General features: G+C 65.6%; 25 protein-coding genes. 14 read left to right on the top strand and 11 right to left on the bottom strand.

Going from position 1 to position 25,746, the window contains the following annotated elements; genetic code table 11:
* Positions 1 to 465: 465 nt before the first annotated feature.
* Positions 466 to 2,424 carry a bifunctional 2',3'-cyclic-nucleotide 2'-phosphodiesterase/3'-nucleotidase gene (locus VOI27_RS19810; protein WP_323767769.1) on the bottom strand — a complete coding sequence of 653 codons (1,959 nt, stop codon included), beginning with the start codon at positions 2,422 to 2,424 and terminating at the stop codon, positions 466 to 468.
* A 116-nt stretch (positions 2,425 to 2,540) separates the two neighbouring features.
* Here VOI27_RS19810 and VOI27_RS19805 point away from each other — a divergent pair, with 116 nt between their 5' ends.
* From VOI27_RS19805 to VOI27_RS19750, 12 genes are all read left to right on the top strand, one after another.
* Positions 2,541 to 3,116, top strand: a complete 576-nt coding sequence (locus VOI27_RS19805) for a DUF6151 family protein (RefSeq protein WP_323767767.1) — start codon at positions 2,541 to 2,543, stop codon at positions 3,114 to 3,116.
* A gap of 119 nt (positions 3,117 to 3,235) precedes the next feature.
* On the top strand, positions 3,236 to 3,691 hold the full coding sequence (locus tag VOI27_RS19800; protein ID WP_323767766.1) for a TerB family tellurite resistance protein: 456 nt from the start codon (positions 3,236 to 3,238) through the stop codon (positions 3,689 to 3,691).
* Positions 3,692 to 3,933: 242 nt separating this feature from the next.
* Positions 3,934 to 4,371, top strand: coding sequence for a TerB family tellurite resistance protein (locus VOI27_RS19795; protein ID WP_323767764.1), 438 nt, complete (start codon positions 3,934 to 3,936; stop codon positions 4,369 to 4,371).
* A gap of 149 nt (positions 4,372 to 4,520) precedes the next feature.
* Positions 4,521 to 5,297, top strand: a complete 777-nt coding sequence (locus VOI27_RS19790; protein ID WP_323767762.1) for an ABC transporter ATP-binding protein — start codon at positions 4,521 to 4,523, stop codon at positions 5,295 to 5,297.
* Positions 5,298 to 5,323: 26 nt separating this feature from the next.
* On the top strand, positions 5,324 to 6,052 hold the full coding sequence (locus tag VOI27_RS19785; protein ID WP_323767761.1) for a transporter substrate-binding domain-containing protein: 729 nt from the start codon (positions 5,324 to 5,326) through the stop codon (positions 6,050 to 6,052).
* A gap of 277 nt (positions 6,053 to 6,329) precedes the next feature.
* On the top strand, positions 6,330 to 7,214 hold the full coding sequence (locus tag VOI27_RS19780) for an ABC transporter permease (protein WP_323767775.1): 885 nt from the start codon (positions 6,330 to 6,332) through the stop codon (positions 7,212 to 7,214).
* Positions 7,215 to 7,311: 97 nt separating this feature from the next.
* Entirely contained in the window at positions 7,312 to 8,118 is an 807-nt protein-coding gene (locus VOI27_RS19775; protein ID WP_323767759.1) for an ABC transporter permease subunit, read from the top strand.
* Between the two features lie 124 nt (positions 8,119 to 8,242).
* Positions 8,243 to 9,577 carry a glutamine synthetase family protein gene (locus VOI27_RS19770; RefSeq protein WP_323767773.1) on the top strand — a complete coding sequence of 445 codons (1,335 nt, stop codon included), beginning with the start codon at positions 8,243 to 8,245 and terminating at the stop codon, positions 9,575 to 9,577.
* A 15-nt stretch (positions 9,578 to 9,592) separates the two neighbouring features.
* Entirely contained in the window at positions 9,593 to 10,270 is a 678-nt protein-coding gene (locus tag VOI27_RS19765) for a type 1 glutamine amidotransferase (RefSeq protein WP_323767756.1), read from the top strand.
* On the top strand, positions 10,267 to 11,628 hold the full coding sequence (locus VOI27_RS19760; protein ID WP_323767754.1) for a glutamine synthetase family protein: 1,362 nt from the start codon (positions 10,267 to 10,269) through the stop codon (positions 11,626 to 11,628). Before VOI27_RS19765 ends, VOI27_RS19760 begins: the two co-directional genes overlap by 4 nt.
* A 79-nt stretch (positions 11,629 to 11,707) precedes the next feature.
* Complete coding sequence (locus VOI27_RS19755; protein WP_323767753.1) at positions 11,708 to 13,003, top strand: FAD-binding oxidoreductase; 1,296 nt, start codon at positions 11,708 to 11,710, stop codon at positions 13,001 to 13,003.
* 102 nt (positions 13,004 to 13,105) lie between these two features.
* The gene (locus VOI27_RS19750; protein ID WP_323767751.1) at positions 13,106 to 14,305 is read left to right on the top strand and encodes a DegT/DnrJ/EryC1/StrS family aminotransferase; all 1,200 of its coding nucleotides are present in this window, start codon (positions 13,106 to 13,108) and stop codon (positions 14,303 to 14,305) included.
* Between the two features lie 63 nt (positions 14,306 to 14,368).
* Here the strand turns inward: VOI27_RS19750 and phaR are convergent, their stop codons facing one another.
* The 4 genes from phaR to VOI27_RS19730 all read right to left on the bottom strand — a co-directional run bounded on the left by phaR (position 14,369) and on the right by VOI27_RS19730 (position 18,535).
* Entirely contained in the window at positions 14,369 to 14,917 is a 549-nt protein-coding gene (phaR, locus tag VOI27_RS19745) for a polyhydroxyalkanoate synthesis repressor PhaR (protein ID WP_323767749.1), read from the bottom strand.
* Positions 14,918 to 15,027: 110 nt separating this feature from the next.
* Positions 15,028 to 15,975, bottom strand: a complete 948-nt coding sequence (locus VOI27_RS19740) for an HlyD family secretion protein (protein ID WP_323767747.1) — start codon at positions 15,973 to 15,975, stop codon at positions 15,028 to 15,030.
* Between the two features lie 172 nt (positions 15,976 to 16,147).
* Positions 16,148 to 16,609 carry a phasin family protein gene (locus tag VOI27_RS19735; RefSeq protein WP_323767745.1) on the bottom strand — a complete coding sequence of 154 codons (462 nt, stop codon included), beginning with the start codon at positions 16,607 to 16,609 and terminating at the stop codon, positions 16,148 to 16,150.
* 132 nt (positions 16,610 to 16,741) lie between these two features.
* Complete coding sequence (locus VOI27_RS19730; protein WP_323767743.1) at positions 16,742 to 18,535, bottom strand: class I poly(R)-hydroxyalkanoic acid synthase; 1,794 nt, start codon at positions 18,533 to 18,535, stop codon at positions 16,742 to 16,744.
* A gap of 115 nt (positions 18,536 to 18,650) precedes the next feature.
* Here VOI27_RS19730 and phaZ point away from each other — a divergent pair, with 115 nt between their 5' ends.
* On the top strand, positions 18,651 to 19,913 hold the full coding sequence (gene phaZ / locus VOI27_RS19725) for a polyhydroxyalkanoate depolymerase (protein ID WP_323767741.1): 1,263 nt from the start codon (positions 18,651 to 18,653) through the stop codon (positions 19,911 to 19,913).
* A gap of 98 nt (positions 19,914 to 20,011) precedes the next feature.
* On the opposite strand, the gene VOI27_RS19720 is transcribed toward phaZ, so the two are convergent.
* From VOI27_RS19720 to VOI27_RS19710, 3 genes are all read right to left on the bottom strand, one after another.
* Positions 20,012 to 20,986, bottom strand: a complete 975-nt coding sequence (locus VOI27_RS19720; RefSeq protein ID WP_323767739.1) for a Gfo/Idh/MocA family oxidoreductase — start codon at positions 20,984 to 20,986, stop codon at positions 20,012 to 20,014.
* A 246-nt stretch (positions 20,987 to 21,232) separates the two neighbouring features.
* Positions 21,233 to 22,129 (bottom strand): RNA polymerase sigma factor RpoH, encoded by an 897-nt coding sequence (gene rpoH / locus VOI27_RS19715; RefSeq protein ID WP_323767737.1) that lies wholly within the window; start codon positions 22,127 to 22,129, stop codon positions 21,233 to 21,235.
* A 259-nt stretch (positions 22,130 to 22,388) separates the two neighbouring features.
* The gene (locus VOI27_RS19710; protein ID WP_323767735.1) at positions 22,389 to 23,408 is read right to left on the bottom strand and encodes an RluA family pseudouridine synthase; all 1,020 of its coding nucleotides are present in this window, start codon (positions 23,406 to 23,408) and stop codon (positions 22,389 to 22,391) included.
* On the opposite strand from VOI27_RS19710, the gene VOI27_RS19705 reads away from it, so the two are divergent.
* Complete coding sequence (locus VOI27_RS19705) at positions 23,407 to 23,718, top strand: DUF6476 family protein (RefSeq protein WP_323767733.1); 312 nt, start codon at positions 23,407 to 23,409, stop codon at positions 23,716 to 23,718. The two genes, VOI27_RS19710 and VOI27_RS19705, sit on opposite strands and share 2 nt — an antisense overlap.
* Here VOI27_RS19705 and VOI27_RS19700 read toward each other — a convergent pair.
* The 3 genes from VOI27_RS19700 to VOI27_RS19690 are packed head-to-tail and all read right to left on the bottom strand — an operon-like array spanning position 23,705 to position 25,667.
* A complete protein-coding gene (locus VOI27_RS19700) occupies positions 23,705 to 24,190 on the bottom strand; it encodes a hypothetical protein (protein ID WP_323767731.1) in 486 nt (161 codons plus the stop codon). The two genes, VOI27_RS19705 and VOI27_RS19700, sit on opposite strands and share 14 nt — an antisense overlap.
* Positions 24,187 to 25,014, bottom strand: a complete 828-nt coding sequence (locus VOI27_RS19695) for a c-type heme family protein (RefSeq protein WP_323767729.1) — start codon at positions 25,012 to 25,014, stop codon at positions 24,187 to 24,189. Before VOI27_RS19695 ends, VOI27_RS19700 begins: the two co-directional genes overlap by 4 nt.
* A complete protein-coding gene (locus VOI27_RS19690) occupies positions 25,011 to 25,667 on the bottom strand; it encodes a cytochrome c3 family protein (protein WP_323767727.1) in 657 nt (218 codons plus the stop codon). Before VOI27_RS19690 ends, VOI27_RS19695 begins: the two co-directional genes overlap by 4 nt.
* Positions 25,668 to 25,746: the final 79 nt, after the last annotated feature.

The raw sequence follows: 25,746 nt of genomic DNA, 5'->3' as shown, positions 1-25,746 counted from the left end.
CGCGAAACAGGCCATCATCGCGGTCGCCCGCAAGCTGCTGACGATCCTCAACGCGATGCTGCGAACGGGCAAACCCTTCGACCCGAAAACCGTCTGACACGCGGTGACCGATTACGGTTGCCGGATCCGGCCCGGACAGCGCCGAAGGCGCCGGGCCAGTGGCGCCCCGCCCCCCGGGCTGCCGCTTTGGCAGAGGCAGGCGCGCGATTGGTTAAATTAAGGACCTTGCCGGCATTAAGTGGACCCAAGCAAACCGGGTGGCGGCAGCCCGCGGGCCCCCGCTGGCCCGGTTCGGCAGAGGTTTCAGGCGGACAGGTCAGGCGGGTTGCAAACCCACCCTACGGCCCCCACCGTCCCGGAGCGGCCACGCTGCGCGCCAAGGAGACGGCCCGCCGCGCAGCCCGCTCCGTAGGGTGGGTTTTCAACCCACCGCCACCTGCAGGGTGGATTGCCCCACCCTCCGCCTCACAGCGAGATGCGGAACTGCGCAAACCCGCTGTCGGACATGCCGGCCTCCTCGATCGTCACCCCCGGTACACCATCGGCATATTGCGCCCCGGCAGGCCCGGTCTCGAAGATCACCGTGGTGCCCTCCATCGGCGCAAACGACCAGTTGCCATCGGCGCGCGGGCTGACCGTGCCCTTCTCGACGATGTAGCGCACGATCACGTCGCGGTTCGTGTCGGGGCCCTCGAACACCGTGGTCTCTGGCGAGGCCCCGGGGAAGTCACCGCCGCCACCGGCGCGGTAGTTGTTCGAGGCCACGATGAACGCCTGATCCGGGTCGATCGGTGCGCCGTTGTATTCCAGGTTCACGATCCGGCTGGCCTCGGGGTTGATGAGCTCGCCCTTGGGGCCGAACTTCGACGGCTGCGACAGGTCGATCTGATAGGTCACCCCGTCCATGACGTCGAAATTGTAGCTCGGGAACTCCGGGTTCAGCAGGGTGGCATCCTCGGCCCCCGGTGCGATCTGGTTGAACATGCCGGCCGAGCGTTCGAGCCAGTCCTTGACCTGCGCGCCGGTCACCTTCACCGCGCGCACGGTGTTGGGATAGAGGTAGAGGTCGGAGACATTCTTGATCGCCACGTCGCCCACTGCGACATCGGTGTAATACTCCGGCCCGCCGCGGCCACCGGCCTTGAAGGGCGCCGCCGCCGAGAGGATCGGCAGGCCCTCGTACTCGGTGCCCTGCATCATCTGCTCGATATACCAGGTCTGGGCGTTCGAGACGATCTGCACCGAGGGGTCATCGGCAACCAGCGCGAAATAGCTGTGCAGCGGCGCGTCGGTCTTGCCGACGGCGCGGCGCACATAGGCCAGGGTCTCCTGATGCTCCTGTTCGGCGGCGGCCAGCACCGCATCGACGCTCTCGACCGTGGGCGTGATCGAACGGTCCTCGCCGCGGGTGTAGATCGGCCGCGCCTCGGAGGTATGCGAGAGCACCCGCCACCCCGCGCCGTCGCGTTCGATCATCAGGTCGATCAGCCCCATGTGCGAGCCCCAGAAGCCGCCCATCACCGCCGGCGTGCCCATGATCGTGCCCGCCTCGACGTCGAGTCCGGCGAAATCGGCATAGGTGGATGAAGGGAACACCAAGTGGCTGTGGCCGGTGAGGATGGCGTCGATGCCGTCGACCGCGGCCAGCGGCACCGAGGCGTTTTCCATCCCTTCGACATGCTCCGCCGGGCCGATGCCGGAATGCGACAGCGCCACCACCAGATCGCAGCCCGCCTCGCGCATCTGCGGCACATAGGCCTTGGCGGTCTCGACGATGTCGCGCGCCTCGACGTTGCCTTCGAGATGGCGGCGATCCCAGTTCATCACCTGCGGCGGGACAAAGCCGATCAGGCCGAGTTTGATCGGATGGCTCTCGCCGGCACCATCGGTCACCGTGTGATCGAGGATCACATAGGGCGGCAGAAGGGTCTCGTCCTCGGTCGGGCTGGCGCCTTTTCTGGTGGCAATGTTGGCGCAGACCACGGGGAAGTTGGCGCCTGCGAGGGACTTTTGCAAAAAGCTGAGCCCGTAGTTGAACTCGTGGTTGCCCAGTGTCGAGGCATCGAAGCCCAGCGCGTTCATCGCGGCGATCACCGGGTGCATGTCACCCTCCTTCATGCCGCGCTCATAGGCGATGTAATCGCCCATCGGGTTGCCCTGCAGGAAGTCGCCGTTGTCGATCAGGAGCGCGTTGGTCGCTTCGGCGCGTACGTCGTTGATCAGTGCGGCGGTGCGGGCGAGGCCGACGGTGTCGATCGGCCGATCCGCGTAGTAGTCGTAGGGAAAGACGTGCACATGCAGGTCGGTGGTTTCCATGATCCGCAGATGCGCCTGGTTGGCGGCGGCGCGGACCGAGAACGGGTGCAGCGCGACGAACCCGGCCGTGCTGGCCAGAAAGCCGCGGCGGGACAAGGACATAGGCATGAGTAACCCCCCTTATTGGTCTGAGTATGTGGGCGGATGGTACACCGCCGGGCTGATTCCGCGAAGAAAAGCCGACAGGCTTGCCGTCGCGTCGCCCGGCGGCTAGCGTCGCGCGTATGGATGCAAAGTTTGCCTGCCGCTGCGGCGCCACCGAATGGCATGTCGCCGCGCCCCGACGGGGCACGCGGCTGATCTGCTATTGTGCCGATTGCCAGAGCTTTCCGCGCCACCTTGGCGCCGATGTGCTGACCGAGGCGGGCGGCACCGACCTGCTGCAGCTGGCGCCGTCGCAGGTGACCTTTGTTCGAGGCGCCGACACCCTGCGGATGCTCAGGCTGTCGCCCAAAGGGCTGTCGCGCTGGTACACCGGCTGCTGCGGCACCCCGGTGGGCAACACGCTGAAATCGGCAAAGCTGCCCTTCGTCTCGCTGCTCTGTGCCGCGCATCAGGGCGAGGACAGGGCGCTGGGGCGCGTGCGGGCGCAGGCCAACACCGTCTGGGCCAGCGGTCCCGGTAAGCCACGCAAGGACAGCGGGCTGGGCCGGATGGTGCTGGCGGTGGCGCAGAGGATGCTCTCCGAGCGGCTCTCGGGGCGCTGGCAGCAGACGCCGTTCTTTGCCCCGCCGGACTGGGCGCCGGTGGCCGAGCCGCAGGTGCTGAGCAAGCGCGAGCGTCTGAGGGCGCGCTCCTGACGTTACGTCATCGCGCTGCCGCGCGCATTTGCACGGGCGCCTGTCGACAAGCCGCACGGCTTTGCGCATCGTGGAACCAGCGCTCCGGTCGCGGGGCGGACCCCCGAGAGAGGCTTGCCATGCCGACGATCTTCGACCGACTGACCCGGTTCTTCAACGGCGAGGCGCCGCCCGCCAAGCCCTTGCCAGAGCTCGACGCCGCCCATGCTCTGGGCGCGCTTCTGGTGCGGGTGGCCAAGGCCGATCGCGCCTATCTGTTCGAAGAGCTGGAGCAGATCGACCGCATCCTCGCACATCGCAACGGGCTCAATGCCGTGGCGGCGGCCAAGCTGCGCGCCGAATGCGAACGGCTCGAGACGGCGGTGCCGGAGACACCGGAGTTCGTCGCCAAGCTGCGCGAGGGGGTGGACTATGAGGAACGCCGCAAGATCGCCGAGGCGATGTGGGCAGTGGTGATCGCCGACGGGGTGCGCGAGGAACACGAGGTGGCGCTGGTCGAGCTGATCGAGGACATGCTGGGCGTATCGAGCGACCACAGCCTCGAAGCGCGTCAGGCGGCCGAGAGCATTGGCTGAGGTGGTTCGGGCCGCGCCTTGAGGGCCGTTCCTTCCACGACCGTAGAACCTCGAAACGTGGTGCCTGCAGCAGCCAAATCGCCGTGCCAAGGGACGGCGTCATGCCGCAGGCATGCCTGCGGCATGACGATGTGCGGAGGCCTGCCGGTCTCTACTCAGGCGCCTCTCCCGAAGACCGCCCGAACACACACTTCGAGCAGATTTCCTTGGCCCTGCCCCGGCTTGCCCCTATATCCCTCACCATGTTCGCAGATTTCCTCAAACGGCTGACCCAGCCCGAGCCCGCCCAACTGCCCGACGAAGACGCCCGCCTCGCGCTCACCGCGCTTCTGGTGCGGGTGGCGCGGTCGGACGAAAGCTATGACGCCGACGAGGCCGCGCTGATCGACCGGATCGCCGCCAGCCGCTACGGGCTCACGCCAGACGCGGCCAGCACGCTGCGCCGCGAGGCCGAACAGCTCGAATCCGAGGCCCCCGACACCGTGCGCTTTACCCGCGCGATCAAGGACGCGGTGCCCTTTGAGGCACGGATCGCGGTGATCGAGGCGCTCTGGCAGGTGGTGCTGGCCGATGGCACGCGCGACGAGTCCGAGGATGCGCTGCTGCGCATGGTGGCGCCGCTGCTGGGCGTCAGCGATGTCGACAGCGCCATGGCGCGACAGCGCGTCGCCGGCGACTGACCGGAAGTCAGACCCCGCAAATCGGCCGGTATCCGGACTGCCGTGACGGCAAGACCGGCGGATTCAGCGCATTTCCGCCGTTTTGCAAGTTGCACCACCGCGAAATTACTGCCCTATTACAGGGACCCTTCACCGACAGAATGCGCACCGTGACCGACCAGCCTCCCGTCATCGAGATCCGCGACCTGCACAAGAGCTACGGCCAGCTCGAGGTGCTCAAGGGCGTGTCGATCACGGCGCAGCGCGGCGAGGTGATCTCGCTGATCGGCTCGTCGGGCTCGGGCAAGTCGACGCTCCTGCGCTGCGCCAATCTGCTGGAAGACAGCCAGCAGGGCGAAGTGCTGTTCAAGGGCGAGCCGGTCAGCTGGAAGGGCCGCGGCCTTGCCCGACGGCCGGCCGATGCCAAACAGGTGCTGCGGATCCGCACCAACCTCAGCATGGTGTTCCAGCAGTTCAACCTCTGGGCCCATATGACCATCCTGCAAAACGTGATGGAAGCGCCTGTGACGGTGCTGGGCCGCGACCGCTCCGAGGTCGAGGAGCGCGCCCGCCACTACCTGGCGCAGGTCGGCATCGGCGACAAATGCGACGCCTACCCGGCGCAGCTGTCCGGCGGCCAGCAGCAGCGCGCGGCGATTGCCCGCGGGCTCTGCATGGAGCCGGAGGCGCTGTTGTTCGACGAGCCCACCTCGGCGCTCGATCCCGAGCTCGAGCAGGAAGTCGTCAAGGTGATCAAGGACCTGGCCGGCGAAGGCCGGACCATGCTGATCGTCACCCATGACATGAAGATGGCCCATGACGTGAGCGACCACGTGGTCTTTCTCCACCAGGGCCTGATCGAAGAAGAAGGCGCGCCAGAGACGCTGTTCGGCGCGCCCAAATCCGAGCGGTTGCGGGGATTTCTGTCCTCGACACAAGCCGCCTGAACCTACCAACCAAGGGAGCCTCACTCATGAAATCCATCCTTCTCGGCACCGCCGCCCTGGCCCTGACCGCCGGCATGGCGATCGCCGCCAGCCATTCGGACACCGTGCGCCTGGGCACCGAGGGCGCCTACCCGCCGTTCAACTTCCTCAATGACGCGGGCGAGGTCGATGGCTTCGAACGCGAGGTCGGCGACGAACTCTGCAAGCGCGCCGAGCTGACCTGCGAATGGGTCACCAACGAATGGGATTCGATCATCCCCAACCTCGTCTCGGGCAACTACGACGCGATCATCGCCGGCATGTCGATCACCGAGGAACGCGCCGAGGTCATCGACTTCACCCAGAACTACACCCAGCCGGACCCTTCGAGCTTCCTCGGCATGGCAGGCAGCGAGATCGACCCGTCCGGCGCGGTGATCGCGGCCCAGGCCGGCACCATCCAGGCGGCGCATGTGGCCGAGATCGGCGCCACGCTGCTGGAATTCGCCAACCCCGAGGAGACCATCGGCGCGGTGCGTGACGGCGAGGCCGACGCGGTGCTGGCCGACAAGTCCTTCCTTTCGCCCTACGCCGAGGAAAGCGCCGAGCTCGACTGGGTCGCCGAGGACATCCTGCTGGGTGGCGGCATCGGCATGGGCTTCCGCAAGAGCGACACCGAGCTGCGCGACACCTTCGACGCCGCGATCCAGTCGATGAAGGACGACGGCTCGCTCAATGAGTTGATCGAGAAATGGGAGGTCGGCGAGACCTTCTGATCGGCGGGCGGTTCCGGCCGCGTATCGTGGTGGGCAGACCTGCCCAGCCTGCGGTTTATCCGAGGGCGCGCCTGATGGCCTGACGGCGTTCGTCGCACCTGTCAGGCGCCGCCCGACACGAGGTGGGCAATTCTTGCCCACCTTCCGACGCCTCCGGCAGGACGGGCCGTCTTGCCCTTGCCGACACCGACTTCTCCGCCAGGTCCGGCAACCGCCGCGCGCCTTGCGCCGCCCACTATCCGCATCTGACCACCACCCTGCCCCGAGGAGGTCCGCCATCTTCAGCAACTGCGCAGATCCCCAAATGCTCGAGGGCCTGAGCTGGCTCGGCTGCTACCTGACCACCGGCAAGCACATGGCCTTCTATGCCTCTTTCGGCACGGTGCTGCTGTTGCTGGCGATCACCGCGCCGGTGGCGCTGGGCTTCGGCTTTCTCGGCGCAATGTCGGCGCGCAGCCATGTCTTTCCGCTCAACTGGATCGGCCGGACCTATATCGCCATCGTACGCGGCGTGCCCGACATCGCCTTTTTCCTGTTCTTCGTGATCGCCCTCGACCAGGGCTTCGAATGGCTGCGCCACCAGGTGCTCTGCCCCGGCTGGGACCAGCCGATCCGTCAGGGCAGCGATTTCGTGGTCTGCGACGCCGCCAAGCTGCCGCTCAGCACCGCGCCGCAATGGCTGCACGAGATCTACGGCTTCCTCTTGGCGGTGCTGACCTTTGCCATCGTCTTCGGTGCCTTTGCCGCCAACGTGCTCTTCGGCGCCATGCGCGCGGTGCCGCGGGCGCAGATCGAGACCGCCGAGGCCTATGGCATGACCCGGAGGCAGAGCTTCTGGCGCATCCTGGTGCCGCAGATGTGGGTCTATGCGCTGCCGGGGTTGTCGAACCTCTGGATGGTGCTGATCAAGGCCACGCCGCTGCTGTTCCTGCTGGGGGTCGAGGATATCGTCTACTGGGCGCGCGAGCTGGGCGGCAGCAAGAACCCGCGCTTTACCGACTACCCGCATGGCGACTGGCGGATGTGGTATTTCCTGGCGCTGCTGGTGTTCTACCTGGGCTTTACCAAGCTGTCGGAGGTGGTGCTCGACCGGGTGATGAAACGTCTGACCCTGGGCCAGGCCACGGCCGGCGGCGAAGCAAAGAGAACGGCCGCGGCTTGAGCGGGGCTGGCGGTGTCCCGGGGGCTCTGCCCCCGTCGCCTCTGGCGACTCCCCCGAGGGTATTTGTGAACAGAAGAAGCTGCGGGGGATCTCTGGCATGAGCTGTTGGGAGACCATCGCCGATTACGCTCTGCGCTCGGTCGGCGTGGGCGAGCGGCTGTTGCCGCGGTCGGACTTCACCCTGTGTCAGCAGGTGGTGTTGATCGGCTCTGGGATGATCTGGAACGTCTATTTCGGGGTGCTGGCGCTTTTTGCCGGGTTCTTTCTGGCCACGGCGGTGGCGCTGGGCAAGGCGGCGCAAAACCCGCTGCTGCGCAAGCCGGCAGAGTGGTTCATCTTCCTGTTTCGCGGCTCGCCGCTCTTCATCCAGTTCTTCTTTGCCTATTTCCTGTTCCTGTCGCTGAAACAGGTGGCGCCGTTCTTCACCCCGCTGACCTCGGCCTGGGCCGGGGCGCTGGTGGTGCTGTTTCTCAATACCGCCGCCTATTCCGGCGAGATCTTCTATGGCGCGCTGCTCTCGGTGCCCAAGGGCGACACCGAGGCGGCGGACGCCTACGGGTTTTCCGGCTGGCCCCGGTTCCGGCGGGTGATCTGGCCGACCATGCTGCGGCTGGCCTGGCCGGCCTATACCAACGAGGCGATCTTCCTGTTTCACGCCACGACGCTGGTCTATTTCTCGGGGTTTCCGGCGTTTCAGCAGCGCGGAGATGCGCTCTATTACGCCAGCTACTTTGCCGACAAGACCTTCAACCCCTTCGTGCCCTACCCCATTCTTGCCGGGTATTTCATCCTGCTGACGCTGCTGCTGATCGGGCTGTTCGGGCTGATCAACCGGCGGCTCAACCGGCATCTGCCACAGGAACGGCGCGAGAAGATGCGGCTGCGGCTGAACCTCATTCGCTAGGCCGGACCGGGGTCCGGGGCGGGCAGGTTCCAAATCAAATCGCCCCTTGCCAAACACCCTGACGGGTCGCTATCCATAATTTGATCAAATTATTCATCCAAGGTGCCCCATGTCCGGCAATGCAATGAAATCCTGGCTGCGCAAGAACCCGCAGGTGCGCACCATCCGTGTCGCCGCTGCCGACCTCAACGGTCAGCCGCGCGGCAAGCGGGTGCCGGTGCGTTTCGCCGACAAGGTGGTCGAGAGCGGCACGCGGTTCCCGGTCTCGGTGCTCAACCTCGACATCTGGGGCGAGGATATCGACGACAGCCCGCTGGTCTTTGAAAGCGGCGACCGCGATGGTGTGCTGCTGCCCACCGAACGCGGCTTCCTGCCGATGCCCTGGCTCGAGGCGCCGACCGCGCTTCTGCCGATCTGGATGTTCCGCGAGGATGGCTCGCCCTACGAGGGCGACCCGCGACAGGCGCTCAAACGGGTGCTCGACCGCTACAAGGCCAAGGGGCTGACGCCGGTGGTGGCGGTGGAGCTGGAGTTCTACCTGATCGACGATTCCGGCCGCTCGTTGCAGGTGCCGGTGAGCGAAAGCACCGGCAAGCGGCGCAAGGCGGCCGAGACCATGTCGATCCGCGCGCTCGACAGTTTCGACCAGTTCTTCACCGATCTCTACGACGCCTGCGAAGAGATGGACATTCCCGCCGATACCGCGATCTCCGAGGCCGGGCTGGGGCAGTTCGAGATCAACCTGATGCATTCCGACGACGCGCTGCGCGCCGCCGATGACGCCTGGCTGTTCAAATGGCTGGTCAAGGGTCTGGCGCGGCGGCACGGCTTTGCCGCGTCGTTCATGGCCAAGCCCTATGGCGATTATGCCGGCTCGGGGCTGCACACGCATTTCTCGGTGCTCGACCAGGACGGCACCAACATCTTCGACGATGGCGGTGACAAGGGCACCGACGTGCTGCGCCATGCGATCGGCGGCTGTCTCGATGCGATGGCCGACTCGGCGCTGATCTTTGCGCCGCACCACAACTCCTATGACCGGCTGGTGCCCGAGGCGCATGCGCCCACCGGCATCTGCTGGGCCTATGAGAACCGGACAGCGGCGGTGCGCGTGCCCTCTGGCGATCACCGGGCGCGGCGGATCGAGCACCGGGTGGCGGGCGGCGACGTGAACCCCTACCTGATGCTGGCGGTGATCCTCGGCGCGGCAATGAACGGCATGGACGATGCCATCGCGCCCGCGGCACCGATCACCGGCAATGCCTATGCGCTCGAGTTGCCGCGGATCCCCGCCACCTGGGAGGGCGCGATGGATGCCTTCGAGGCCAGCGAGCATATCCGGCGGATCTTTGCCCCCGAGATCATCCGCAACTTCCTGCTCACCAAGCGGCAGGAGGCTCATTATATGGAAGAACTGACTGAAACGGAGCGAGTCGAGATCTATCTCGACACCGTCTAACCCCACAGGTGACCCATGAAGATCGGCATCCTCACCACCGGGCACAGGCCCGAGGCGCTGCCAGAGCACAAGACCTATTCCGGCATGTTCCGCGACCTGCTGGATGGCCAGGGCTTCGACTTCGACAATTACGACGTGGTCGATGGCGAGATGCCGGGCAGCGTGCGCGACGCCGACGGCTGGCTGATTACCGGCTCGAAACACGGCGCTTATGAAGACCTGCCCTGGATCGCCCCGCTCGAGGCGCTGATCCGCGAGGCCCATGCCGCCGACATTCCGGTGGTGGGCATCTGCTTTGGCCATCAGATCCTCGCCCAGGCGCTTGGCGGCACGGTCGAGAAATTCACTGGCGGCTGGTCGGTGGGCCGGGTGGAGTATGACTTCGGCGGTGAGATGCTGCCGCTTTACGCCTGGCACCAGGATCAGGTGACAGCGCGGCCAGAAGGCGCAGAGGTGGTGGCACGCACCGATTTCTGCGAGAACGCCGGTCTGGTCTATGGCGGCAAGGCCTTCAGCGTGCAGCCGCATCCCGAGTTCACCTCCGAGTTCCTCTCGGGCCTGATGGACGCCCGCGGCGAGGTGGTGCCGCCAGACATGCTGGCCGAGGCGCGCGCCACAGTGGACCGGCCGGTGGCCAATGACCGGCTCGGCGCAATGATTGGGCAGTTCTTTCGCGACAGGAGCCTCGCATGACCGACGACTGGATCACACAGGTGCCAAAGGCGGCGCAGGACTATCTTGAGGGGCGCCGGCTCGACGAGGTCGAATGCGTGATCCCCGACCTGCCGGGCATCGCCCGCGGCAAGGCGGTGCCGGCGTCGAAATTCGCCAGGCAGTCGCATTTCTTCCTGCCCGACTCGATCTTCTATCAGACCATCACCGGTGGTTGGGGCGAGGCGGCCGGCGCCGATGGCTTTATCGAGCGCGACATGATCCTCAGGCCCGACCTGTCCACCGCCACCGCCGCGCCCTGGACCGGCGACTGGACGCTGCAGGTGATCCACGACGCCTTTGACCGCGAGGGCATGCCGATCCCGGCGAGCCCGCGCAACGTGCTGAAACGGGTGGTCGACCTCTACCAGCAGAGGGGTTGGAAGCCGGTGGTGGCGCCGGAGATGGAGTTCTTTCTGGTGGCCCGCAACATCGACCCGGCCAAGACCATCGAGCCGATGATGGGCCGCTCTGGCCGTCCGGCGGCGGCGCGGCAGGCCTATTCGATGACCGCGGTCGACGAGTTCGGCCCGGTGATCGATGACATCTATGACTTCGCCGAGGCGCAGGGCTTCGAGATCGACGGCATCACCCAAGAGGGCGGTGCCGGCCAGCTGGAGATCAACCTGCGTCACGGCTCGCCGGTCAAGCTGGCCGACGAGGTGTTCTATTTCAAGCGGCTGATCCGCGAGGCGGCGCTGCGCCACGACTGCTTTGCCACCTTTATGGCGAAACCCATCGCCGACGAGCCGGGCAGCGCCATGCATATCCACCACTCGGTGCTCGACCTCGAGACCGGCCGCAACCTCTTTTCCGATGCCGAGGGCGGCGAGACCGAGGCTTTCGCGCATTTCATCGGCGGGCTGCAGACCTACCTGCCCTCGGCGATCGCGGTGATGGCGCCCTATGTGAACTCCTATCGCCGCTACGTGCGCGACCACGCGGCGCCGATCAACCTCGAATGGGCGCGCGACAACCGTACCACCGGCATCCGCATCCCGATCTCGGCGCCTGAGGCGCGGCGGGTCGAGAACCGCATCGGCGGCATGGACTGCAACCCCTATCTCGGCATCGCTGCCTCGCTGGCCTGCGGCTATCTCGGGCTGGTCAACCAGGTGGTGCCGGGGCCGCAGTTTTCCGGCGATGCCTATGCCGGCGAGCCGGACATTCCGCAGGTGCTGGGTTCGGCGCTTGACCTGTTCGACGAGGCGACCGAGTTGCACGAGGTGCTGGGGCCTGAGTTTGCGCGGGTCTATGGCATCGTCAAGCGGACGGAATACGAGGAGTTTCTGCAGGTGATCTCGCCCTGGGAACGGGAGCACCTGTTGCTGAACGTGTGAGATCGGGGGCTCTGCCCCCGTCGCCTGCGGCGACTCCCCCGAGGGTATTTTTGAACAGAAGAAGCAGGGGGGTGGGTTCATGAACCTGCTGTTTTCCAATGATCGACAGGGGGAGTATCCGGCGAGCTGGTATGCGGCGACGACCGAGTTCCTGCCGGTGTTCGCGCCCTTGCGGGGCGAGGTGTCGGCGGAGGTCTGTATCGTGGGCGCGGGCTATACCGGGCTGTCGGCGGCGCTGGAGCTGGCGCGGGCGGGGCGGCGCGTGGTGGTGCTCGAGGCGCATCGGGTGGGCTTTGGCGCCTCCGGGCGCAATGGCGGGCAACTGGGGTCCGGGCAGAGGGTTGATCAGCAGGGGCTGGAAAAGCTGGTCGGGCGCGCGGATGCGGCGACCTACTGGGCGCTGGGTGAGGACGCCAAGGCGCTGGTCAAGCGGCTGATAGCCGAGCACGGGATCGACTGCCATCTGAAGCCGGGGGTGGCCTGGACCGGCGCGAGCACGGCGCAGGTGGCGGAGTTGCATGGCTATGTGGACTTTCTCCGCGAGCGCTATGGTTATGCCCATGCAGAAACGCTGGATGCCGAGGCCTGCCGGGCGCTCTGCCCGTCGCCGGCCTATGTCGGTGGCATGATCGACCGCGATGCGGCGCATCTGCACCCCTTGCGGCTGGCCGTCGGGCTGGCGCGGGCGGCGCGGGACGCCGGGGCGGTGATCCACGAGGGGTCTTATGTGCATCACGTCGAACCGGGGCTGGTGCAGACGGCTGCGGACCGGGTCAGGGCGGACCATGTGATCCTGGCCGGCAATGGCTATCTTGGCAGCCTGGATCGCAAGGTTCGCGCGCGGGTGATGCCGATCAACAATTTCATCGCCGCCACCGAGCCCCTGGACGACCGCGCGGCGCAGGTGCTGACCGAGGATGTGGCGGTGGCCGACAGCCGCTTCGTGGTGAACTATTTCCGCCTGAGCCACGACAAGCGGCTGCTGTTCGGCGGCGGCGAGAGCTATGGCTACCGCTTCCCCAGCGACATCGCCGCCAAGGTGCGCAGGCCGATGACCGAGATTTTCCCGCATCTGGCCGATGTGAAGATCGATTACGCCTGGGGCGGCACCCTGGCGATCACCATGAAGCGCCTGCCCTACCTGGCGCAGGTGGCGCCCGGCGTGCTCTCGGCCTCGGGCTATTCCGGTCACGGGCTGGGCACGGCGACCCACGCCGGCTGGCTCATGGCGCGGGCGATCATGGGCGAACAGGAGGGGTTCGAGACCATGTCCGCCCTGCCGGTCCCGGCCTTTCCCGGCGGTGGCATGCTGCGCACGCCGCTGCTGAGCCTGGCGATGAGCTGGTACGCGCTGCGCGACCGGCTGGGGATCTGACGCCACAGGGACGCGCGCTTCGCCGCCTGTTACCGAAAGTTCACTTTCTTGCCGCATTGCTCTGTTTTACTTTTTCGGAAACCCGGATTAAGGAAAGCGAAAATGAGCAGTGCCCTGGCCCCCAATGTCCATGACGCCGAGCCGATCCCGGAGGCCGCCCGCGCCGAGATCGACCGGCTGCTGCAGAGCGGCGACCTGTTCCGCTATACCGCGCCCGAGAACGCCCCGGTCGCCCTGCTGGAGGCGGAATTCGCCGAGATGATGGGGATGCGCTATGCGCTGGCGGTCTCTTCCTGCTCGGCGGCGCTCTTCTTGTCGCTCAAGGCGCTGGGCCTGCCGCGCGATGCCAGGGTGCTGATCCCGGCCTTCACCTTTGCCGCCGTGCCCTCGGCGGTGATGCATGCGGAGTGCCGGCCGGTGCTCTGCGAGGTGGGCGACGATTACCGCGTCGACCTCAAGGATTTTGCCGCCAAGCTGGCCGGCGTCGAGGCGGTGATCATCAGCCACATGCGCGGCCATACCTCCGACATGGTCGCGATCATGACGCTGTGCGAGGCGCAGGGCGTTCCGGTCATCGAGGATGCGGCGCATTCGCTGGGCACCCGCTGGCGCGGGCGCATGATCGGCACCCTCGGGCGGATCGGCTGTTTCAGCTTTCAGAGCTACAAGATGATCAACGCCGGCGAAGGCGGCATTCTGGTCACCGACGACGCCGAACTGGTCGCCCGCACGATCATCATGTCGGGGGCCTATGAGCACAATTGGAAGAAACATCCCGTGCTGCGCGACCATTTCCCGGCGCTGCAGAACAGCCTGCCGCTCTACAACCAACGAATGTCAAACCTCTCGGCGGCGGTGATCCGGCCGCAGCTGCCGCATCTGGCGCGCCGCGTGCGTGACGGCCGGGCGAACCATGATCACGTGGCGGCGCGGCTCAACACCAGCCCCTGGATCACCGTGCCGGACAGCCTGCCGGGCGAAGAGCGCGCGCCGGATTCGATCCAGTTCAACCTCGACGGCATGTCCGAGGCAGAGCGTCGCGACTTTGCCGAGGCGGCCGGGGCGATGGGGGTGAAGGTGCAGATCTTCGGGCTCTCTGACGACAATGCCCGTGCCTTCTGGAACTGGCAGTTCGTGCCCGACCTGCCCCGCGACCTGCCCGCCACCCGGGCCATGCTGATGCGGGCCTGCGATGTGCGGCTGCCGGCGCGGCTGACCCGGGCCGAATGCGACTTCGTCGCCGAGGCGCTGATCGCCGCGGCCCTGACGGTGATGGGCGAGACGCGCGCCTATGGCACCTAAGCGCCTGACACCAAAAAGCCCCGCTTTGGCGGGGCTTTTCACAAGCAGAGCCTTTGCTCGGCTTTACTTGTCCATCTTTGACAGCTTGCTCTGCAGCTCAGCCAGCTGCTTCTTGATCGCGTCGAGGTCTTCCTCGCCCTTGGGTTCGGGCTTGCCCTCTTCCTGGCCGGGGCCCGACCATTGCGGCGAGATGCCGCCGGACATTGCCTTCATGAAGGCTTCCTGCTGGGCCTTCAGCGCGTCGAAGCCCGGCATCTTGGCCATCGGGCTCATCTCGAGCATGCGGTTCTGGCCTTCGCGCAGCATGTCGAACGAGGCTGTCAGGAACTGCGGCACCACGCTTTGCGCCTGGGTGGTATAGCTGCGCACCAGATCGGTGAGCACGCCCAGCGGCAGCACGTTCTCGCCGCGGCTTTCGTGTTCGGCCACGATCTGCAGCAGGTATTGCCGGGTCAGGTCATCGCCGGACTTGAGATCGACGATCTGCACGTCGCGGCCATCGCGGATGAAACCGGAGATGTCTTCGAGCGTCACGTAATCGCTGGTTTCGGTATTGTAGAGCCTGCGGCTCGCGTACCGCTTGATCAGAAGGGGTTTCGGTTTGTCCGCCACTTGGGCCGTCCTCCCGTGAGTTTCAGCGCTGCAGAAAAGCCTAGGCCAGGGTTTGCCAAAAGAAAAGCATTGTCACGCCGCGGTTGCGAAAAACATGATGCTGCGCAGCATCAGGCCGGGTTCGGCAAGGTTTCGATCTCGACCGCCTCGTTGAGGTAGAGCGCGGCGGCGCAGGCCTCGTCGACCTCGATCGCGGATTTGACGTATTGGTGCTCAAGGTCGGCCTCGGTGCCGATCCAGGTGAAGCTGCCACCGCAGGACTGGCCGTTGATCCGGGCGATCCTGACCGGGGCGCCGACGGTTACGCCGGAGGATTGCTGCGCAACCAGCTGGTCGACGCGCACGAAGACCTCGACCGATTTCTTCTCGGGGGCGTAGATCTGCGCCGCCGAGGCACCGGCGCTGACGCAATCACCGACGTTGGGTTCAAAGCCCAGCAGCACCCCGTCATAGGGCGCGTGCAGTTGCAGCGCCTCGAGCGCCACCTGCTGCGAGGTCAGGTCGAGCTGGCCGATCTCGAGCGCGATCTCGGCGCGGGTCTTGGCGGATTTGGCGCTGGCCAGCGTTTCGCCCGCCTGGTCGGCGGCGAAATTGGCGTTCATCATCCGGCTCTCGACACCCTCCATGGTGCTCTCGTTGATCAGCCCGCGGCGGAACATCTGCTCGTTGCGGGCAAACTCCTTGCCGACAAACTCCAGCTCCTGGGCGCGGCGGGCAACATTGGCCTCGGCGGCGTCGATGGCCAGCTGCTTCTCGGCGACCGCGGCCTCGAGATCGGCGACCCGGGCGCGCGCGGTCTCGAGCGCCAGTTCGGCGTCCTGAGAGTCGAGCGCGACAAGCATCTGGCCGCTTTTGGCGGTGCCGGTGCGGCGGGCAATGTCAGAGACGGCGGTGATGCAGCCGGCGGTTTCGTAAGACAGGCCGGTGATCTCGCGCGCGACCACGGTGCCGGCAAAGGTGAAGGGCTGAAACTCGGGCTCGGCCTCCTGCGCGCCGGGCGCCGATGCGGCAAATCCCCACGTCAGGGCCGCAAGACCCGTTGCAAACCTGCTGACCATGATACGCCCTTCCCCACTGCTACCGGCGCGATGGTGCGCAATGCGGCGCGCTCTGGCAAGGGTGCACCCGCGCAAAAGAAAAGACGGGCCCCGAAGGACCCGTCTTTCCGTGATGCACCGCGTATCAGGGGGGAGGAGATGGCGCGGGCTACATCCTGATCCTGGGATCAGCTTACTTTGCGGTCGCGGTCGAGGTCGCCTTCTTGGTGGCGGCGGTCGCGTCATTGGTGGCTTTCTTCACGGCAGCCGAAGCTTCTTCCGAGAATTCCTTGCCGGCCGCCATCATCAGTTCGACGGTTTCCATCTGAACTTTCTTGGCGATTTCAGCGAAAGCAGCCACGTTCTCGGCAGCAACTTCGGCTTGGGCCGACGCGAAATCGGTCATCGCCTTGGCGTAGTCGGCGGGCTCGGATTTGGCTTTCGACAGGTCGGCCAGTTTGGCCAGGGTGTCTTTGGTCCATTTCGAGGAGATCTCGGTGGATTTCTCGGCGGCTTCCAGAGCCACGTTCGAGAGTTTCTCGTTCAGGGTCGCCTGGGTCTTGAAGGCGTCTTCCAGAGCGGAAGTGTCCACCGGGAACGCGCCCATCATGTCTTTCAGGAGCGCGGTGACGTCTTGTGCTTTTGCAGCGGCCATAATCTAAATCCTTTGTTTCAGCGCTGAGCGGGCCCACCCCGTCTCTGCGTCTGAAAGGAATATAACCGCTGCACTGCAGCATTTCAAGAATTTTGTGCTGCAGTGCAGAAAAAAAGATAACCCTACGTAAATTCAGATACTTGCCTTCACTCTGACGTAGTCTCCGGGGGCGTCGCCCAGGATGGGATGCTCAGAATCACCCGGCTCTCGGGCGTCGACCATCTTGCCGGCCCGCGGCTTGAGCCAGGCTTCCCAGCGCGGCCACCACGAGCCCTCGTGGAACTCGGCACCTTCCATCCAGGCCTCGGCGGTGTCCGGCAGCTCGTCGTTGACGTAATGGCCGTACTTCTTCTTGGAGGGCGGGTTGACGATGCCGGCGATATGACCGGACTGGCCGACGATGAATGCCTTCGAGCGGCTGCCGGTCATCGAGAAGCCGCGGTAGCAATCCTTCCAGGGCGCGATGTGGTCGGTCTCGGTGGCGACGGCACAGATCGGCACGGTCACATCCTTGATCGACAGCTTTTCGCCGAACAGCTCGAAACCGCCCTCGACCAGCTCGTTGCGCTGACAGAGCCCGCGCAGGTATTGCATCACCATCCGCCCCGGCAGGCCGGAGCCGTCGCCGTTCCAGTAGAGCAGATCGAAGGCCGGCGGCGTGTCGCCCATCATGTAGCTGCGGATCGCCGGCTGGTAGATCAGGTCGTTCGAGCGGAGGAAGGACATGGTCCGCCCCATGATGAAGCTGCGCAGGATGCCGTGCTGGTTCACCTCGGCCTCGATGCCGTCGATGAAATCGTCCTGCAGGAAGGGGGTGAACTCGCCCTGGTCGGAGAAATCGGTCAGCGTGGTGAAGAAGGTCGCCGATTTGACCGACTTGTCGCCGCGCTTCTTGAGCAACGCAAGAACGAGGTTGAGCGTCGTACCGGCAATGCAATAGCCGATGGCATTGACCTGCTTGACCTTGCAGAGCGTCTTGGCCTCCTCGATGGCGGTCAGGTAGCCATGCTCGATATAATCCTCCATGCCCTTGTCGGCATAGGAGGGATCGGGGTTGATCCAGCTGACGATGAACAGCGTGTAGCCCTGGTCGACCACCCATTTGATCAGGCTGTTCTGCTCCTTCAGGTCGAGGATGTAGAACTTGTTGATCCAGGGCGGGAACAGCACCACCGGGATTTCGTGCACCTGCTCGGTGCTGGGGCTGTACTGGATCAGCTCCATCATCTCGTTGCGGAACACCACCTTGCCGGGCGAGGTGGCGATGTTGCCACCGACCTCGAAGGCCTCGGTATCGGCCAGCCGCACCACCAGTTCGCCGTCATTGGCTTCGAGATCGGCGACCAGGTTCTGCAGCCCCTTGACCAGAGAGTCGCCCTCGGTCTCGATCGCCTTCATCAACGCGTCGGGGTTGGTGGCAAAGAAGTTGGTCGGCGCCATCATGTCGACGATCTGCTGGCTGAAGTAGCGCAGCCGGCGTTTTTCCGTCTCGTCGATGTCCTCGATGTCTTCCACGGCCTGCTTGATGGCCTCGGAATTGATCATGTACTGCTGCTTGATGAAGTTGAAATAGGGGTTCGACTTCCACACCGGGTTCGAAAAGCGCTTGTCGTCGGGGGTGGTGTCCTCGGGCGCCGCCAGCTTGCCCTGGGCCAGCAGCTGCTGCGCCTCGACGACGTGCTTGAGCGACTTGCCCCAGTAGTTGACCTGATGTTCGAGGATCTTGGCCGGGTTTTGCATCCACTCCTGCCAATAGGCCGTCGCTGCACGTGCGAAAAGCTCGGATTCCGGCCCCGCAATCTGGGGATTCGGCGGCTTCCGCCGGGTCAGCGCCTTGGTCAGACGCTGTGTCAATTCGTCAATTTTGGCAATATTATCGTCTAGATGAGCAATATCATTACTCCGCTCAGTCTCATCGATTGTCATCTCAACGAATCCTCTTTAATCTTGCAGTCGCAGCATTAGGTCGCTTTGTGGGAGGGGTCAAAGCGACAAAACAACCGGGGGCTGAACAGCCCTCACAGCTCCGGAGTACGCGCAGATGCGTTTCATGGTCACCTACGATATGATGGAAACCCTTCGGAACACGAACCAGTGGCTCGGGGCGACGGCAGAGGCCATGGCCTCCTACCCGGCCTTTGCCATGTGGCCGAACCCGGCGATGAGCTGGCTTGCCGCCTGGGGCTCGGTGACCGAGCGCTCGTTCGAGCGGATGGCAGCCAAGCCCGACTGGGGCATCCACTCGATCACCTGCGAGGACGGCCGCGACCATCTGGTCAATGTCCGCACCGAGGTGAGCCGGCCGTTCGGCGACCTGATCCACTTCGAGATCGCCGGTCGCACGCCCGCGCCGCGCAAGGTTCTGCTGGTTGCCCCGATGTCCGGACACTATGCCACGCTCCTCCGCTCGACAGTTCGGTCCCTGCTTCCTGACTGTGAAGTCTATGTCACCGATTGGCACAATGCACGTGATATTCCGGTGTCGGAAGGCAAGTTCGATGTCGAGGATTACACCCTCTACCTGGTCGAGTTCATGCGGCACCTCGGTCCCGACACCCACGTCATCGCGGTCTGCCAGCCGGCGCCGCTGACACTGGCGGCCACTGCCTATCTTGCGGAAGAGGACCCCGAGGCGCAGCCGCGCTCGCTGACCCTGATCGGCGGCCCGATCGATCCCGATGCCACCCCCACCGATGTCACCGACTTCGGCCACCGGGTGACCATGGGGCAGCTCGAGCAATCGATGATCCAGCAGGTCGGCTTCAAATATTCCGGCGTCGGCCGCAAGGTCTATCCCGGGCTGTTGCAGCTGACCTCCTTCATCTCGATGAACGCCGACCGTCATTCCAAGGCCTTCGTCGACCAGATCGGACGCGTCGCCAGTGGCGAGGCCTCTGACCACGACGCCCACAACCGGTTCTACGACGAATACCTTGCGGTGATGGACATGCCGGCGGAATTCTACCTGTCGACGGTGGAGCGGATCTTCAAGAACTGCGAGATCGCCAAGAACGAATTCACCGTCGCCGGCAAGCCGGTCGACATCGGCAAGATCACCACCGTCGCGGTCAAGACCGTCGAGGGTGCCAAGGACGACATCTCGGCACCGGGCCAATGCGTCGCGGCGCTCGATCTCTGCACCGGGCTGCCCGACGACAAGAAGGCCAGCCACCTCGAGCCCGGCGCCGGCCACTACGGAATCTTTGCCGGCAAGTCGTGGCGCAACAACATCCGGCCGCTGGTGCTGGAGTTCATCGACGCCAACAGCGGCACTCCGCCGGCGACGAAAATCCGCGCGGTCTGACGCGACGGGCGCTGGGCCGAGCGGCCCACCCGACGCGACAGGCACCGACCCGTTAGGCCGCGCGGGGTGGGCTTTATGCCCGCCCCGCGCGCAATCCCCTACCCGCGCGCCTTGGCAAACACCGCGTCGATCATCGCTTGCGTCCCGCGGGAGAACTCCAGCGGACAGGGATAGTCGGCCCCGTCCAGCACCGCGGCGTTGAAATTCTCCACCTGGCAGACGTAGTGGTTCACCCCCGGCCAGCGCCAGGTGACCGTCTCCATCCCGGCCCGTTCCAGCGTCACCTCGGCCTGGTCGAAAACCCCGGCGTTGAACGGCGCCTTGACGGTGATCACCCCCTTGTCGCCCTGGATCGCCACGTATTGCCGCCCGGCCATGCGCATCGAATTGATGCCCGAGAAATGGAACGACGGGAATCGTGCGGTGACATGCGACCAGACGTCGACCCCGCCTTCCCAGCGCATCTCGGTCGAGAGGATCGCCTCGGGTTCCTCGCCGGTGACATAGCGCGCGGTGCCGTAGGTATAGACGCCGATGTCAGGCAGAGCACCGCCGCCGGTGTCGGCGCGGTTGCGGATATTGCCGGTGTCGGCGCGGTTGTCATAGGAAAACACCGTGTCCCAGAGCATCAGCTCGCCCAGCTCGCCGCCCTGCACCAGCTCGCGCACCTTCTGCCAGCGCGGGTGATGCACCACCATATAGGCCTCGGCCGCCAGAAGGCCGGTCTCGTCACGCAGGGCGATCACGCTGTCGAATTCGCCGGCCGACATCGCCAGCGGTTTTTCCACCAGCACATGCTTGCCGGCGCGCAGTGCCTTTTCCGTCCATTCCACATGCAGGTGATTGGGCAGCGGGATATAGACCGCATCCACCGCATCGCTGGCCAGCAGCGCGTCGTAATCGGTGAAGACCTCGATCCCCGGCGTCAGCTCCTGGAATGGCACGGCCTTCTCGGCGCTCGAGGTCGCCAGCGCCGCCAGCCGGCCGCGGCGGGCGCTTTGCAGGGCCGGAGCCATGTGTTTCCTGGCGAAATTCGCCGCCCCAAGGATGCCCCAACGAATATGGTCTGCCATGATCTCTCTCCTGAAAATATCTCGCGCGAACCCTAGCCACCTGCGTCCGGGCTGCAAGCCCGATGGGTGCCCTGACGGCGGCGCGGTTCCGAACAGCTGACCTGACCTGCGCCCGGACCGGGACCGCGCCGGTCACCGGCCGCAGGCGCTGCCGAGCGTTCCGCCCCGGCGGGACGCCCGCTGGCCAGCCAAACGCAAAACAGCCCGGGGTTGCCCCCGGGCCGTTCGCCGTTCCGTCAACAGAGATCAGACCTCGGCAGTCATGCCCTGCTTCTTGGCCAGGTCCTTCATCCGCTTCTGCAGCTTTTCGAACGCGCGCACCTCGATCTGGCGGATGCGTTCGCGGCTGACGTCATACTGACCCGAAAGGTCCTCGAGCGTCACCGTCTGGTCGCTGAGCCGGCGTTGCGTCAGGATGTCCTTCTCACGCTCGTTCAACACGTCCATCGCCTCGGCCAGCATGGCGCGCCGCGCCTCCAGCTCGTCGCGCGCCTCGTAGTCGGCGGCCTGGTCGGCGTCTTCATCCTCGAGCCAGTCCTGCCATTGCATCGTGCCCTCGCCCTCGGAGCCGACAGTGGCATTGAGCGAGGCATCGCCGCCCGACAGGCGCCGGTTCATGCTGATGACCTCTTTCTCGGTGACGCCGAGATCGGTGGCGATCTGCGCCACGTTGTCGGGGTGCATGTCGCCGTCTTCCAGCGCGCCGATCTTGGCCTTGGCCTTGCGCAGGTTGAAGAACAGCTTCTTCTGCGCCGAGGTGGTGCCGAGCTTGACCATCGACCACGACCGCAGCACATATTCCTGGATCGCGGCGCGAATCCACCACATCGCATAGGTGGCAAGGCGGAAGCCTTTCTCCGGGTCGAACTTCTTGACCGCCTGCATCAGACCCACATTGGCCTCCGAGATCACCTCGGACTGCGGCAGACCGTAGCCGCGATAGCCCATGGCGATCTTGGCGGCGAGTCGCAGGTGCGAGGTGACCATCTTGTGCGCCGCCTCGGTGTCCTGCTCCTCGACCCAACGCTTGGCCAGCATGTATTCCTCTTCCGGCTCCAGCAGCGGAAACTTCCGGATTTCCTGAAGATAGCGCGACAGCCCGCCTTCGGGCGTGGGCGCCGGGAGATTTGCATAGTTAGCCATGTTCGTCCCTCCAATGTTTAGGGCTTTAACATTCCATATGGTGTGGAAATCCACCCGTTCAAGAGCAGATATCCTCCTTGCCCACGATAATTGTACCGATCCGTTCAGATTGAAAGCCCGATGTCACGGGATCACGGGCATGTGCAGTTCACGACAAAACCTGTCATACGACCGTGAATAAATCGTGTCTACGTGCACCAGCGCACAGAGACTGCGGAGCAGCCCCCGGCCTCGGTGCATCTCGGCCCATTGGAATGTTTCAGCCTCTGAGCGTGGCGAGCAGGGTTTGCATGTCATCGGGCAGCGCGGCGGTGAAGCTGAGCGGCGTCTCGGTGACCGGATGGACAAATCCCAGCGTCTCGGCATGCAGGGCCTGGCGCGGAAAGCTCTGCACCGCCGCCTGCCCGGCCTCGGTCAGCGCGCCCTTGGCGATCTTGCGCTTGCCGCCATAGGTGGCATCGCCGATCAGCCCGTGACCGGCATAGGCCATGTGCACCCGGATCTGGTGGGTGCGGCCGGTTTCCAGACGACATTCCATCAGCGCCACCGCCGCGGGGCTGCCAAAGCTCTCGACCAGCCGCGCCCGCGTCACCGCGTGGCGCCCGCCCTCAGAACAGACCGCCTGTTTCTGCCGGTCAAACCGGTGGCGGGCCAGACGGGTGGTAATCTTGAGCACGTTGCCCGGCTCGAAGCTGATGCCACGCAGGCCGCGCAGCCGCGGATCGGCGGCATCGGGCATGCCGAAGACCACCGCCTTGTAGGCGCGCTCGGCGGTGTGTTTCTCGAATTGCGCCGCCAGACCGTGATGGGCTGCGTCATCCTTGGCCACCACCAGCACGCCCGAGGTCTCCTTGTCGATCCGGTGCACGATGCCGGGCCGTTTCATGCCGCCGACACCCGACAGCGTCTCGCCGCAATGGTGCAGCAAAGCGTTGACCAGCGTGCCCGACGGCGTGCCGGGTGCCGGGTGCACCACCATGCCCACCGGCTTGTTGACCACGATCAGGTGGTCATCTTCGTAGAGCACGTCGAGCGGGATGTCCTCCGGCAGGATGTGGCTCTCTTCCGCCTCTTCCACGCTGATCACCACCTCGGCACCCTCGCCGACCCGGGCCTTGGGGTTGACCTCGACCGCGCCGTCGATCCGCACCGCGCCGCTTTCCAGCAGCCGGGCGAGCCGGGTGCGTGACAGGGCGGCCTCCTCTGGCACATCGCGGGCCAAGGCCTTATCAAGGCGGCCGGGCGGATTGGCGCCGATGGTGAAACGGAGTTCCGGCATGGATGACCCTTCTGAAACGCAGGCGGAGCTGCCCGAGCCGGCCAACCTGCGCTTTCTGCGGCTGCTGGTGACCGTGCTGACGGGCGTGATGATCGCTGGCGTCATACTGATCATCGCGCTGATTGTCATCCGCTTCCGCGATCCCGGCCCGCAACTGCCCGAAGAGCTGAGCCTGCCCGCCGGCGTCAGCGCCCAGGCGGTGACCTTCGGCACCGGCTGGGTGGCGGTGGTGACCGAGGATGACCGTATCCTGATCTTTGACCGGGTGACCGGCCGGATGACCCAGGAGGTGACGCTCACTGATAGGTGAGCGCCACCCAGACATGCAGCCCCACCAGCGGCAGCAGCGCCGCTGACAGTGCGATATGCAGCCAGAGCCAGGCCTTGTAGAGCCGGCGGCTGCGATAGGGGATCACCTCGCGGTTCAGCAACCCGGTGGCGGCGATGGCGATGAAGGTCAGCACAAGCGCCAGGGTCCAGGCATGGCCGAAGCGCACCGCATGCACCGCGAACAGCAGCGTCAGACCGACGCCGACCCAGCGATGCGCTGCGTAGTGCCGCCGCACCCTGGCCGCCTGGCCGCCGCTGCGGGCAATCAGCAGCATCCATTGATAGCCCATGCCGGTGAGCAGCAGCGCCCCGGTCACCACCTGCCAGTTGAAGCCGAAGGACTTGGGCCTAAAGGCGGTGCCGGCGGTCAGCACCGTCACCACCAGCGACAGCGCGATCAGCCCGAGAATCACGTAAGGACGCCGTCTGAGCCGCAACAGGACCTCGGTCATGCCCCGCCCTCCGCGCTCAGCACCAGCGCCCGCATCACCGCGCCGCCGGCCTCGCGGCGGACCTCGGCCATGAAGGTCGCGGCATCCGGCAGCATCCGCAGACCCGGGCCGGGCCAGTCCGCCCCCGCCGCCACCGGATCGGCAAAGCCCGCCGCGCGGTCGAGATAGGCCCGATAGGCCTCTTCGACCGAGAGGTAGAAGGCCTCGGTGACCTCGAGCGCCGTCGCCGCGCCGAGCTCCGCCTCAGGGTAGGTCCAGGTGGTGGCCCCCATCACCTCGTCCAGCACCCAGTCCTTGCGCGGGCTGTCGGGGTGGTCGTTGTGGCAGCTCACACAGGGCCCGGCCGAGGCGAGGTCGGGGTACATCGCCACGTGATCGCCGCGCGCGGTGGTCGAGAACACCGGCGCACGCGCGGCGCGCACCCTGGCAAAGGCCTGCGCCTCGGCGCCGGCAAAGAGGTTCGAGGCGTTGATCGGCGCGTCGGAGCCAAGATAGAGCCCGAGCCGCGGCGGCCTTGCCTCGAGCCGCGCCGCCGTGAGCCGCAGGAAAAGCGCCGGCAAAGGCCCCTTCTCGACCCCGGGTTCGGCCCAGTCCTCGCCGAATTTCAGCCCCGCCTTGCCACCGGCACCGACGATTCGCGCGGTATATGTCTGCCGCGCCGCGTGGTTGATCGCATTGACCGCATCGAAGAGCCGCCCCACCGGCAGCACGCGGTCGCTCTCGGCCCGGCTGGCCTCGACCGGCAAGGGCGGCGGCGCGGTAACGAATAGATAGATCGCGAGACAGCTGAGCGTGCCGAGGGCAAGGATCGGTTTCAGGGTCATCGCGCCACCGCCTCGAAGAGTTTGAACGGGCCATAGGGCGGTGCGCCCTGGTGGAAGTAGCCAAGGATCGCAGCGCCGGGGATCATCTGCTGCACATGGGTCGGCGGGTCATAGGAATGGTTGCCGTGGAAATCGTGACACCCGAGGCAGGTGCTCCATTTTCCCGCCGCAATCAGGGTGACATGCGGGATGTTGACCGGATCCCTGGTCAACGCCAGGTCGGCATGGCACGCGCGGCAGAACGTGGGCTCGGCCGAGACCCGTTCGCCCAGGTGTTCGGAATGGCAGCCGAGGCAGCTGTCGGCCCGGACCTGCTGCAACGCCGGCTCGAATCGCGGTTCTCGGAAGCGGTAGATCGGATGACGTTCATTGGCGCGCTCATGACAGTCGAGACAGTGATCGCTGGTCACCGGCCCATTGCCGAAATCCACATCCGCCGCGCGCCATCCGAGGCTGTAGGCCAGCTTGGCCTGCACCTGCTGGCGCGTGCTGCCGGGACTGGGCGTATGGCAGCCGGCGCAGGACACCTCTTCATGGCCCTGCTGCAACGGCCCCTGCGCCAGCCAATGCGCCGCCGGCCGGGTCCAGAGACTCATCGCGCCGAGACAGAAAACCGGCAAGGCCATGCTGAGGGCAGTGCGGCGCAGGGTCATGGCGATCTCTCCGAGATGGTCAACGATGCGTGAAAATCACCCTCAGGTTGATTAACGTTCCTTAAGAAATCGTTAACCC

The organism is Marinovum sp. (assembly GCF_034669705.1).
Lineage (GTDB): Bacteria > Pseudomonadota > Alphaproteobacteria > Rhodobacterales > Rhodobacteraceae > Marinovum.
The sequence above is the reverse complement of the archived record's forward strand: the minus strand, read 5'-3'. Positions and strand labels throughout refer to the sequence as shown.